The following is an 11,982-nucleotide window of genomic DNA, read 5'->3' as shown; positions in this document are numbered from 1 at the left end:
TTCATCTAAGGTATCTCCTTTATATAATAAAAGCACCTAAACAATAGTTTAGGTGCTTTTAAGTTATTTATACGATTTTAATTTAACTAATTTAAAATATTAACCTGCTCTAAAAATTCTTCTTCTGTTAATACTGCAATATTTAGTTCCTGCGCTTTGGCTAGTTTAGAGCCAGCAGCGTCGCCTGCGATGACAAAGTCCGTTTTACTGGAAACAGAACCACTTACTTTTGCGCCTAGCTGCTGTAGTAATACTTTTGCTTCGTTGCGACCCATTTGAGTGAGGGTGCCAGTGAGGACGACGGTTTTATCTTTGAATAAGTTTTCACTGGCTTCTTTTACTTCCACTGTTTCCCAATGTACACCTTGTGCGATTAAATCATCAACAACGGCAACATTATGTGCTTCACGCCAGAATACAAAAATTCTGTTTGCTACAACTTCACCCACATCAGGCACTTGTTGAAGCTGCTCAAGATCAGCGGCTTTAAGCGCATCTAAGGTTTTGAAGTGATTCGCAAGATTTAATGCAGTGGCTTCGCCTACTTCACGTATGCCTAAAGCAAAAATAAAGCGAGCAAGGGTCGTGCTTTTGGCTTTTTCAAGACTATTGAGAGCGTTTTCTGCAGATTTTGCGCCCATTCTTTCTAAGCGTGTGAGCGTAGTTAAATCAAGTTTAAATAAGTCCGCTGGTGTATGAACCAGTTCGCGATCGACTAATTGCTCTATTAATTTTCCACCCACACCATCAATATCCATTGCTTTACGAGAGACGAAATGTTTTAACGCTTCTTTGCGTTGTGCAGCACAGAATAATCCTCCCGTACAGCGAGCCACCGCTTCGCCTTCAATACGAATAATTTGAGAGTCGCACACAGGGCAATTTATTGGGAAAATAATTGGTTTAGCATTATCAGGGCGACGTTCATGTAATACTCCGATAATTTGTGGAATCACATCCCCCGCTCGACGAATGACAACAGTATCGCCAATAGCAATGTTTAAGCGTTCAATTTCATCACCATTGTGTAAGGTGGCATTGCTTACTGTGACACCTGCAACAAATACTGGTTCTAATTTAGCGACTGGTGTGATTGCACCCGTTCGGCCAACTTGGAATTCAACATCATTCAGCACCGTTAATTCTTCTTGGGCTGGGAACTTATAAGCAATCGCCCAACGAGGTGCTTTGGAAATAAATCCTAGTTCATTTTGTAAGGCTATATCATTGATTTTTAATACAGTTCCGTCAATGTCATAACCTAGTGAGCTTCGTTTATTTTGAATATCCCGGTAAAAATCTAAAACTTCATTTGTGCCATTACATAAACGAATTTCTGGATTCACTGGAATACCGATAGATTTTAGCCATTGCAAACGAGCATAATGAGTGTTTGGTAGTTCAACGCCTTCAGCAATCCCAATGCCATAAGCATTTAATACCAATGGGCGTTTACTTGTAATATTAGGATCAAGTTGACGCAAAGAGCCTGCTGCCGCATTACGAGGGTTAGCAAAGGTCTTTTCACCATGTTCTAGTGCATATTCATTTAAACGCTCAAATCCTGCGTGTGGCATAAAAACTTCGCCTCGCACTTCTAAGCGTGTGGGAGGATTGTCCGTTAGAAGTTGTAATGGGATATTACGAATAGTGCGGATATTGGCTGTAATATCTTCGCCTGTGGTGCCATCACCACGAGTGGCTGCTTGGGTGAGCACGCCATTTACATACAAAATACTCACTGCTAAACCATCAAGTTTAGGTTCGCAACAGAAGGTAAGCGGTTTAGGTAATATGATTAAACGATCTTCAATGCGTTTTACAAAGGCATTGAATTCTTCATCGGAAAAAGCATTATCTAAAGAGAGCATGGGAATTTCATGACGAATTTGGCTAAACCCAGAAAGTGGTTTTGCACCAACACGTTGAGTTGGGGAGTCTGAAGTAAGAAATTCTGGATGTTCTAGTTCTAACGCTTTTAGCTGATGAAATAGACGATCATATTCGCTATCAGGCACGGTTGGATTATCTAGAACGTGATATTCATATTCATATTGGCGCAAGGTTTTGCGTAGATTGTCTATTTGAGTTTGAATATTTGTCATAAAATTCTCGAGGAAAAATGACCGCACTTTTTGTTTGTTTATAGTGAAAATAGACAGGCATAAAGCCTGTCTCAATAAAGATAAAAGTGCGGTAAATTTAAGGTATGAATTTACACGCGAGCAAGATATGTTTGCTCTGCATTTTCATCAAAGATTTCTTGTTCTTCAGTAAGCACTATGCCTTGTAAATCTTCGGCTAATGTATGAGCAGCGCGGATCATCATTCGTAAATTAGCGAGATTATTACCTGGTGATGGTAGTTGCATAAAGAATACAATTCCCATTGTGCTGAAATCTACTAAGTTGTAAGAATCAAATGTTCCAGGCTGTTCTAAATTTGCCACGCTAAAGAGAACTGGACTTGCCACACTTAAATCTAAGTGGCGGTGATACATTTCATCCTCACCCAAGATAAACCCTAAGTTTTCAAGTGCTTGTACTAATTTCGCACCGTTAAATTGGTCGCTAGATTTTGGAATAAGATAAAGTTGAATATATCCAGTTGTTTGTTTCGGTTTAGCTGTTGTTTCTTTTGGTTCATTAAAAGATACGTTGTAGTCCACTTGACGTTCTTCGTGAGCTAATTCTGCAAGTTGCGCTCTTAATTCTGGTGATGATGAATTAATTCCATCGAAACTAGTATTTTTGCTTTGTTCTTCAATTTGTTCCAATGTCATATTCGCAACGCTATTTGATGTTGGCATATCATATTGTGGTTGAGTCGGCTTTAACGGCTCAGAACGATGATTTCCCATATCATAAACAGGTTGAACATTTGGAATTGAAATCTTAATGTCATCGACACTTTTTTCACTTTGTCTATAATCAACAGGTTCTTGATTTACTGCTGCATTAGGCATTACTTGATGACGAATTGGTGCATTTGCTTGCGCTGTAGTGACGTGAGACAAATTAGCATTTGTTGGTTGCGTTTCTTCTTGCGTATGGGATCTTTGCACATGAGAAGTGCGGTCAAATTTATTAGCTTTATCAAAATATTTTGATTTCTCACGACGATTTGACCATAATCCGTGCACGATTAAGGCAACAAGTGCCAAAATGCCCACAATAATCAAAATTGTATTTAAATCCATCTTTATTCCTTACGCGTGCTAGTCCTGCGAGAATGCTATTAATGGCGCTAATCCTACCATATTTCAGTAGGTGAAAAAATACTTCAATGCGTGGAATTTTAAGGGAAAAGAGCGGTCTGTTTTAGGCGTATTTTTATTGAAAGGAAAGAAAAATGTTGAATCCTAATGAATTAAAATCTGGTTTCCATTATTTTGTAATGGGGTGGCATTACATTACACAAAAAGGTTTGCGTCGGTTTGTTATTATTCCAATTTTGCTCAATACCGTTTTGCTTTGTGGTTTATTTTGGCTTTTTATTAGCCAAATCACGAGTGCGATTGATTGGGTGATGAATTTTATTCCAGACTGGCTTAGTTTTCTCAGTGTAATTTTGTTAACCCTGTCCATTTTAACAATTTTATTGCTCTTTTATTTTACTTTCACCACACTTTCTGGCTTTATCGCCGCACCTTTTAATGGCTTGTTAGCGGAAAAAGTAGAAAAAATGCTGACAGGTGAAAATATTAATGATGATAGTCTTGTGGATGTAATGAGAGATGTGCCTCGTATGCTTGCTCGAGAGTGGCAAAAATTACGTTATAGTCTACCCAAAATTATCGCCTTGTTTTTACTGAGTTTTATTCCTTTGGTTGGGCAAACCATCGTGCCTGTACTTACTTTCTTGTTCACTTGTTGGATGATGGCAATTCAATATTGTGATTATCCTTTTGATAATCACAAAGTCTCTTTTGATATCATGAAAAATGTGCTTGGCTATCAACGAACTCAAAGTTTAACTTTTGGTGGATTGGTAACTTGTTGTACATTTGTGCCTGTGATTAATTTATTAATTATGCCCGTTGCAGTATGTGGTGCGACCGTAATGTGGGTGGAAAATTATCGTAATGACTTACGTTTTAATATGAATAGTGATTCTTCATCTCAAGCGGGGCTTGAGGTTCGTTCAGAAAATACAGGGATTGTTAAATAGCTTACGGTTATAAAATAGATCAAATAACTATTTTTTTAATCAAAAGTGCGGTGTTATAAATAAACCAACATTAACAAAGCCTAACGAAAGGGAAATATTATGACAATTTATGCAGACAATTCTTATTCTATCGGAAATACGCCACTTGTGCGTTTAAAACACTTTGGTCACAATGGCAATGTGGTGGTGAAAATTGAGGGGCGTAATCCAAGCTACAGCGTAAAATGCCGTATTGGGGCGAATATGGTGTGGCAAGCTGAAAAAGATGGTACGCTCACGAAAGGAAAAGAAATTGTAGATGCAACGAGCGGTAATACTGGTATCGCTTTGGCTTATGTTGCAGCTGCTAGAGGTTATAAAATCACGCTCACTATGCCAGAAACTATGAGTCTTGAAAGAAAACGCTTATTGCGCGGATTGGGTGTGAATTTAGTGCTTACCGAAGGCGCAAAAGGAATGAAAGGCGCGATTGCGAAAGCAGAAGAAATTGTTGCTTCGGATCCAAACCGCTATGTCATGCTTAAACAATTTGAGAATCCAGCCAACCCACAAATTCATCAAGAAACAACAGGCCCTGAAATTTGGAAAGATACGGATGGTAAAGTCGATGTTGTTGTTGCTGGCGTAGGGACAGGTGGTACGATTACGGGGATTTCTCGCGCGATTAAATTAGATTTTGGTAAACAAATCACTTCTGTTGCGGTTGAGCCAGTGGAATCTCCCGTCATTACTCAAACTTTAGCGGGTGAAGAAGCAAAACCAGGCCCACACAAAATTCAAGGCATCGGAGCAGGTTTTATTCCTAAAAATTTAGATTTATCTATTATTGATCGCGTAGAAACTGTTGATAGCGATACCGCACTTGCCACAGCTCGTCGCTTAATGGCGGAAGAAGGCATTCTTGCAGGGATTTCATCTGGTGCAGCTGTCGCAGCTGCAGATCGTTTAGCTAAATTGCCAGAATTTAAAGATAAATTAGTTGTGGCTATTTTACCTTCGGCATCAGAACGTTATTTAAGTACCGCATTATTTGAGGGCATTGAGGGATAGGTTATATTACGGGTAAAGTGCGGTAAAATTTTGCTGCACTTTTAATGTTCTTCTTATAACTAAAAAATCTAACTCATTACATAATCGTCTTGTTTTTCTATTAATTAGACTTTTATAATCAAGCTAATTCAAACATCATATAAGGAATACAATTATGAAAAAACTATTTTTTACAACCGCACTTTTGGCTGCGGGTTTAACATTTTCTACACTTTCAAACGCAGGTGAAATTTCAGAACGCGTTGAGAAAACAAAGACATTGCTCGTAGGGACAGAAGGGACTTATGCGCCATTTACTTTCCATGATAAAAGTGGAAAATTAACAGGCTTTGATGTAGAGGTTATTCGTAAAGTGGCTGAAAAGCTCGGTTTGAAAGTAGAATTTAAAGAAACACAATGGGATGCAATGTATGCGGGGTTGAATGCAAAACGTTTTGATGTGATTGCAAACCAAACTAACCCAAGCCCAGAGCGTTTAAAAAAATACAGTTTCACAACGCCTTATAATTATTCTGGTGGGGTGATTGTAACAAAATCATCGGATAACAGTATTAAATCATTTGAAGATTTGAAGGGTCGTAAATCTGCGCAATCTGCAACAAGTAATTGGGGTAAAGATGCAAAAGCTGCAGGCGCGCAGATTCTTGTAGTGGATGGTTTAGCACAGAGCTTAGAGCTTATTAAACAAGGCCGTGCAGAAGCAACAATTAATGATAAATTGGCTGTATTAGATTATTTTAAACAACACCCGAATGCTGGTTTAAAAATTGCTTATGATCGTGGGGATAAAATTCCAACAGCCTTTGCTTTTTTACAAGGTGAAGATGCATTGATTACAAAATTTAATCAAGCACTTGAAGCACTTCGCCAAGATGGTACATTAAAACAGATTTCAATTGAATGGTTTGGTGATGATATTACTCAATAATTGGTTGGCGAGTCTTCCATTTATGAGCGCAGAACGAGCTGATTATGTAATCAGCTCGTTTTGGCCTATGTTGGAAGCAGCAATTTTATACACATTGCCATTGGCAGTCATTTCCTTCTTCTGTGGTTTGCTTATTGCAGTGATTGTTGCAGTTATTCGTACTTTGCCTAGCCCTAATTTACCCTTAAAATTGTTACAGGCTTTATGTCGAGTGTATATCTCTATAATTCGAGGTACACCGATGTTAGTACAAATTTTTATTATTTTTTATGGATTACCTGAAGTTGGTATTACTTTAGAGCCCTTCCCGACAGCGATTATTGCATTTTCTATTAATATTGGTGCTTATGCAGCAGAGACAGTTCGAGCTTCAATTATTGCTATACCTAAAGGGCAGTGGGAAGCTTCTTATGCGATAGGTATGAATTATCGACAAGCATTTATTCGTACAATTATGCCACAGGCTTTACGTATTTCAGTACCATCACTTTCTAATACTTTTATTAGTACAGTGAAAGACACTTCACTAGCTTCTCTTGTTTTAGTGACAGAATTATTCCGTATCGCACAGAATATTACGGCAGCAAACTATGAATTTATTTTAATTTATAGTGAGGCCGCTTTAATTTATTGGATTTTCTGTTTTGTTTTATCTTTCTTACAAGATCGTCTTGAAATTCGCTTATCTCGCCATTTATAAGGAATGTTTATGTTAAAAGTAACCAATATTCAAAAAAACTTTAATGGCAATCATGTATTAAAAGGCATTGATTTTGAGATAAATAAAGGTGAAGTTGTCGCTATTTTAGGTCCCTCAGGCTCAGGAAAAACGACATTTTTGCGTTGCCTAAATTTGTTAGAGCGCCCAGAGCAAGGTAAGTTAGTTTTTACTGATGGTGATTTGAAAATTGATTTTAGTCGAAAAATTACGAAATCGGATGAATTAAGTTTACGCCGTCGTTCATCAATGGTATTTCAACAATATAATTTATTTCCTCATCGTACAGCACTTGAGAATGTAATGGAAGGGATGCTGGTGGTTCAAAAACAACCGAAAGAGCAGGCTCGAAAAAAAGCATTAATGTTGTTAGAGAAGGTTGGGTTAAGAGCTAAAGCAGATTTATTTCCATCACAACTTTCTGGTGGGCAGCAACAACGAGTTGGTATTGCTCGTGCCTTGGCGGTACAACCAGATTTAATTTTATTAGATGAACCTACATCTGCGTTGGATCCTGAATTAGTAGGCGAGGTATTGCAAACCCTTAAAATGCTTGCACAGGAAGGATGGACTATGATTATTGTTACTCATGAAATGCAGTTTGCGAAAGATGTTGCTGATCGTGTGATTTTGATGGCGGATGGGCATATTGTAGAACAAAATACAGCAGATAAATTCTTTACTTGCCCAAAACAAGAACGCACTCGACAATTCTTAATGCAAGCTAAAATGCCTTTAGACTTAGATTACTGTATTTAACTTTCTTATTACTTTGAAAAGAGAGTGACTACTCGTTTTCATTGGATAAAATTTGGTGTACAAATAACGTTTAGAATAATCTGATAGAATGTTTTACATAAAAAAAATAATTGTGTAAAAATACCGACCTGAAAACCTAAAAGGAGTAAAAATGACTTTAATTGAACGTCTTAAGCAAGAGTTTATTACTGGCTGGAAGCCTTTTGAAGTAATATGGCTTGCGCTTTTCATTATTGCGCAGATTTGGGCTTATGTACAAGCGCCAGATTCTTGGTTAGCAATGATTTCTGGTATTTCCGGTATTTTGTGTGTGGTATTAGTAAGTAAAGGTAAAATTAGTAATTATTTCTTTGGATTAATTTTTGCTTACACTTATTTTTATGTCGCTTGGGGATCAAATTTCTTAGGCGAAATGAATACCGTACTCTATGTATATTTGCCATCTCAATTTATTGGTTACTTCATGTGGAAAGCCAATATGCAAAATAGTGATGGTGGAGAAAGTGTGATTGCCAAAGCTTTAACTGTTAAAGGATGGGGGACACTAATTGTTGTGACTACGGTTGGTACTTTGCTTTTTGTTCAAGCATTACAAGCGGCTGGCGGCAGTTCAACTGGTTTAGATGGTCTAACTACAATTATTACGGTTGCTGCACAGATTTTAATGATTTTGCGTTATCGTGAACAGTGGTTGTTATGGATTGCTTTAAATATCCTTTCTATTTTCTTATGGGCAGAAACACCAGCCATGTACTTAATGTATTCAGCCTACTTACTTAACTCGTTGTACGGTTATTATAACTGGACGAAATTGGTTAAACGTAGCTAAACATACTTAAGCAAAATTAGAAACAAAAAAAGAGCGGTAATTTTACCGCTCTTTTTTCTTTGCTTTGAAGATTAACGCATGGTCACGAATTCTTCTGAACCCGTTGGGTGAATAGCCACGGTGTTATCAAAATCAGCTTTTGTTGCGCCCATTTTGATTGCTACGGCAAATCCTTGAATCATTTCATCTACACCGAAACCAATACCATGTAAACCCACAACTTTTTCATCTTTACCCACACAAACCAATTTCATTTTGCACGGTTGGCGATGTTGAGTGACTGCGGTGTACATCGCTGTGAAAGAGGATTTATATACCTTAACATTTTCAGCACCATATTGTTCAATAGCTTGAGGTTCAGTTAAACCTACAGTGCCGATTGGTGGATGGCTGAATACAACGGTTGGAACTAAATTGTAATCTAAATGTTCAGTCGGTTTATTATTGAATAAACGCTCAGAAAGGCGTCGACCCGCTGCAACTGCAACTGGTGTTAATTCAATGCCGTTTTCGATAATATCGCCTACTGCATAAATGCCTTTCACATTAGTATTTTGATATTTATCTACTTTGACATAGCCGTGTTCATTCGTTTCTACGCCAGCATTTTCTAAGCCAATTTTATCTGTCGCTGGAACACGACCTGCAGCCCAAATAACGCAATCTACAATAACATCAGATTGACCATCACATTTTACTGTAAGTGAACCATCTGCATTTTTAACAATCTCAGATGGTGTGGAATTGGTATGTAATTGAATTCCATCTTGCGCAAGTACTTCCACTAATGTTTCTACGATTAATGGATCTTGATTACGCATTGGCGCATGGCGACGCACTAATAAATGGGTTTCCACGCCTAGGCTGTTTAATACACCAGAAAGTTCAACGGCAATATAGCCGGCACCGATAACCGCAGCGCGTTTTGGTAATTCTGTTAATGCGAAGAAACCATCTGAATCAATGCCGTATTCTTGTCCTTTAATGTTTGGACGATATGGGCGGCCACCTGTTGCGATTAAAATATGATCTGCGGTTACTTGTTCTTTTTTACCATCAGCAAGTGTTACTTCAATAGTATGCGCATCGACAAATTTTCCGAAACCGTTAATTACATCAATGTTATTTTTTGCTAATACATTGTTATAAGATGTATGAATACGACCAATATAGGCTTGGCGACTTTCAATCAGTTTTGAAAAATCAAATTTTTTCACTTCAAAATCAAAACCATAATCTGGCGCATAATTGTTAATTGCTTCTGCAATATGTGCACCATAAAACATTACTTTTTTAGGTACGCAACCTACATTTACACAAGTACCTCCAAGATGTTTTGCTTCAATGATTGCGCATTTTTTTCCATAGCTTGCAGCACGATTTAGAGAAGCAATACCGCCACTGCCACCGCCAATAGCGATGTAATCATAATGTTTAGTCATAGTTTGATCCTTTTTTAAACTCAAAAATTTTCCGTATTTTGCCTAATTTTTATGAAGAATGCTATAAATTGATGTAATTGGTCTTTTTAAATGTCTATCAATCTTAATTTTAAAAGAAAATAAGGCTGAAAATATCAGCCTTATTAAAGAGGGAGCTTAATCTGGCGTATAATAAAGTTTACCAATTTCAATTTTTTGACGCCCCGTCTCTTCTCGCCATTTATTACTATCACGTAAAGAATACACACAACCGCAATATTCCTGTTGATAAAACCGTTCACGCTTACTAATCTCAATCATGCGTTGCGAGCCACCTTCTTTTCGCCAGTTATAATCCCAATAAATAACATTATCATATTTTTCCGCAGCGCGATGCCCACAGCCATTGATTTGATCCATATCCTTCCAGCGAGAAATGCCCAGGCAGCTAGTAAATACAGGGAAACCATGTTCATGAGCATATTCAGCAGCTTTTTCAAAGCGCATATCAAAACACATAGTACAACGAATTCCCCTCTCTGGCTCCCATTCCATTCCTTTGGCACGATCAAACCAATTTTGACGATCGTAATCTGCATCAATAAATGGAATGCCAAATTTTTTAGCAAAACGAATATTTTCTTCTTTACGAATTAAATATTCTTTGAGTGGATGAATGTTTGGATTGTAAAAATAAATTGTAAATTCAATGCCAGATGCAAGGATTGCTTCCATCACTTCCCCCGAGCAAGGCGCACAGCATGAGTGTAAAAGGAGTTTATTATGTCCATCTGGCAACTCAAGTTTTTCACGAATAAAAGGTGCATTAGGATCTTTGCGTACCTTTTGTTTACGAGTTTTGCCTTGAAAATTAACCGCACTTTGCTCAGGTTTAGATTGAAGTTCTGTATTCATAAAGTTTAATTAAAATTAATTGGTATCAAGTATATAAGCTAAATTAAGGGCTAATAATTTCTATCTACAGACAAATATGCTAAAGAAATCAATGCCTTCTTATAATCACTCTCTGGCAACATTGCAATTGCATCTACTGCTTTTTGAGCTTCTTCTTTTGCACGATTCATCGCGTAATCTAAAGACTTATGCTCAGCCATAATAGCTAATACTTCATCAATAGCTTCTCGTTTACCACCTTGCTCAATCGCTTCACGAATTAAAGCCGCCTGTTGAGCATTACCATGACGCATAGCGTGTAGCAGAGGAAGAGTTGGTTTTCCTTCAGCTAAATCATCGCCTACATTTTTACCTAGAGCTTGCGCATTTGCACTATAATCCAATACATCATCCACGAGCTGGAATGCAGTTCCAAGATAACGCCCATAATCTTGTAAAGCCTTTTCTTGAGCTTCTGTTCCACCCGCCACAATTGCCGCAGCCTGACCAGCCACCTCAAACAAACGCGCAGTTTTGCTATAAATTACACGCATATAATTAGCTTCGCTCGTTTCAGGATCATTAACATTCATTAACTGCTGAACTTCGCCTTCTGCTAAAACGTTAGTCGCATCGGCCATAATGCCCAAAATCTTCAATGACTCTAATTGTGCAACTAATTGAAATGCACGCGTATAAATAAAATCTCCTACAAGTACACTTGCAGCATTCCCAAATTCTGAATTCGCCGTAGCGCGCCCACGACGCATATCGGACTCATCCACTACATCATCATGTAATAAAGAGGCAGTATGAATAAATTCAACAAAAGTAGCACAAGTAATTGAATTAGATCCTCCAAATCCTAAAGATCGAGCAGCGAGAACTGCGATCAATGGACGGATCCGCTTACCGCCACCTTGAACAATATAAAAACCTAACTGTCCTATTAATGGAACATCTGAATTAAGCTGAGCAAGGATACTTTGATTAACTTTTTGCATATCGGGATCTGCAAGTTTCTGGATCTCGTCTATGCTCATAAGATCTTGTTTCTTCATTTTTTCATCAATTATTAGTCAAAAGTGCGGTACATTTTACCCGAATTTTCAAACTTTCTGAAATCAATCTGCAAATGAAGGGAATTTTTTTATTTTATTGTAAATAAATTCTTGCCATAGGTAGGATTTTTCCGTAGAATTTGCGACCTATT

The 11,982-nt window shown here is 37.7% G+C and carries 11 protein-coding genes; 6 read left to right on the top strand and 5 right to left on the bottom strand.

All coding sequences use genetic code 11. From position 1 onward, the window contains the following. Positions 1-86 precede the first annotated feature (86 nt). Both ligA and zipA read right to left on the bottom strand, forming a co-directional pair. Complete coding sequence (ligA, locus tag KKW16_RS05095) at positions 87-2,105, bottom strand: NAD-dependent DNA ligase LigA (protein ID WP_139989621.1); 2,019 nt, start codon at positions 2,103-2,105, stop codon at positions 87-89. Positions 2,106-2,215: 110 nt separating this feature from the next. Next, entirely contained in the window at positions 2,216-3,199 is a 984-nt protein-coding gene (gene zipA, locus KKW16_RS05090) for a cell division protein ZipA (protein WP_139989622.1), read from the bottom strand. Between the two features lie 152 nt (positions 3,200-3,351). On the opposite strand from zipA, the gene cysZ reads away from it, so the two are divergent. From cysZ to pnuC, 6 genes are all read left to right on the top strand, one after another. Next, positions 3,352-4,170, top strand: a complete 819-nt coding sequence (gene cysZ / locus KKW16_RS05085; RefSeq protein ID WP_139989624.1) for a sulfate transporter CysZ — start codon at positions 3,352-3,354, stop codon at positions 4,168-4,170. Between the two features lie 99 nt (positions 4,171-4,269). Continuing rightward, positions 4,270-5,220, top strand: a complete 951-nt coding sequence (cysK, locus tag KKW16_RS05080) for a cysteine synthase A (RefSeq protein ID WP_139989626.1) — start codon at positions 4,270-4,272, stop codon at positions 5,218-5,220. Between the two features lie 154 nt (positions 5,221-5,374). Beyond that, positions 5,375-6,148: an amino acid ABC transporter substrate-binding protein gene (locus tag KKW16_RS05075; protein ID WP_065265444.1), complete on the top strand. Its 774-nt coding sequence runs from the start codon at positions 5,375-5,377 to the stop codon at positions 6,146-6,148. Beyond that, positions 6,132-6,848, top strand: a complete 717-nt coding sequence (locus tag KKW16_RS05070; protein WP_215768003.1) for an amino acid ABC transporter permease — start codon at positions 6,132-6,134, stop codon at positions 6,846-6,848. Before KKW16_RS05075 ends, KKW16_RS05070 begins: the two co-directional genes overlap by 17 nt. Before the next feature lie 9 nt (positions 6,849-6,857). Then, positions 6,858-7,625 carry an amino acid ABC transporter ATP-binding protein gene (locus KKW16_RS05065; RefSeq protein WP_215768002.1) on the top strand — a complete coding sequence of 256 codons (768 nt, stop codon included), beginning with the start codon at positions 6,858-6,860 and terminating at the stop codon, positions 7,623-7,625. 151 nt (positions 7,626-7,776) lie between these two features. Continuing rightward, entirely contained in the window at positions 7,777-8,454 is a 678-nt protein-coding gene (gene pnuC, locus KKW16_RS05060; protein WP_140581959.1) for a nicotinamide riboside transporter PnuC, read from the top strand. Between the two features lie 71 nt (positions 8,455-8,525). Here the strand turns inward: pnuC and gorA are convergent, their stop codons facing one another. The 3 genes from gorA to ispB all read right to left on the bottom strand — a co-directional run bounded on the left by gorA (position 8,526) and on the right by ispB (position 11,830). Next, positions 8,526-9,896, bottom strand: coding sequence for a glutathione-disulfide reductase (gorA, locus tag KKW16_RS05055; RefSeq protein ID WP_215768001.1), 1,371 nt, complete (start codon positions 9,894-9,896; stop codon positions 8,526-8,528). A gap of 156 nt (positions 9,897-10,052) precedes the next feature. Continuing rightward, entirely contained in the window at positions 10,053-10,790 is a 738-nt protein-coding gene (locus KKW16_RS05050; RefSeq protein WP_111407966.1) for an epoxyqueuosine reductase QueH, read from the bottom strand. Between the two features lie 50 nt (positions 10,791-10,840). Continuing rightward, on the bottom strand, positions 10,841-11,830 hold the full coding sequence (ispB, locus tag KKW16_RS05045; RefSeq protein WP_111407965.1) for an octaprenyl diphosphate synthase: 990 nt from the start codon (positions 11,828-11,830) through the stop codon (positions 10,841-10,843). Positions 11,831-11,982 lie beyond the last annotated feature (152 nt).

Origin of the sequence: Haemophilus sp. SZY H8, from assembly GCF_018829755.1 — a bacterium.
GTDB classification, from domain to species: domain Bacteria; phylum Pseudomonadota; class Gammaproteobacteria; order Enterobacterales; family Pasteurellaceae; genus Haemophilus; species Haemophilus haemolyticus_K.
Note: the sequence above shows the minus strand (reverse complement) of the source record. Positions and strands in the feature narration are given on the sequence as shown.

Excerpts from the sequence above, each read along its gene's own strand:
- ligA (WP_139989621.1), bottom strand. The coding sequence starts at position 2,105 with ATGACAAATATTCAAACTCAAATAGACAATCTACGCAAAACCTTGCGC.
- zipA (WP_139989622.1), bottom strand. The coding sequence starts at position 3,199 with ATGGATTTAAATACAATTTTGATTATTGTGGGCATTTTGGCACTTGTT.
- cysZ (WP_139989624.1), top strand. The coding sequence starts at position 3,352 with ATGTTGAATCCTAATGAATTAAAATCTGGTTTCCATTATTTTGTAATG.
- cysK (WP_139989626.1), top strand. The coding sequence starts at position 4,270 with ATGACAATTTATGCAGACAATTCTTATTCTATCGGAAATACGCCACTT.
- KKW16_RS05075 (WP_065265444.1), top strand. The coding sequence starts at position 5,375 with ATGAAAAAACTATTTTTTACAACCGCACTTTTGGCTGCGGGTTTAACA.
- KKW16_RS05070 (WP_215768003.1), top strand. The coding sequence starts at position 6,132 with ATGATATTACTCAATAATTGGTTGGCGAGTCTTCCATTTATGAGCGCA.
- KKW16_RS05065 (WP_215768002.1), top strand. The coding sequence starts at position 6,858 with ATGTTAAAAGTAACCAATATTCAAAAAAACTTTAATGGCAATCATGTA.
- pnuC (WP_140581959.1), top strand. The coding sequence starts at position 7,777 with ATGACTTTAATTGAACGTCTTAAGCAAGAGTTTATTACTGGCTGGAAG.
- gorA (WP_215768001.1), bottom strand. The coding sequence starts at position 9,896 with ATGACTAAACATTATGATTACATCGCTATTGGCGGTGGCAGTGGCGGT.
- KKW16_RS05050 (WP_111407966.1), bottom strand. The coding sequence starts at position 10,790 with ATGAATACAGAACTTCAATCTAAACCTGAGCAAAGTGCGGTTAATTTT.
- ispB (WP_111407965.1), bottom strand. The coding sequence starts at position 11,830 with ATGAAGAAACAAGATCTTATGAGCATAGACGAGATCCAGAAACTTGCA.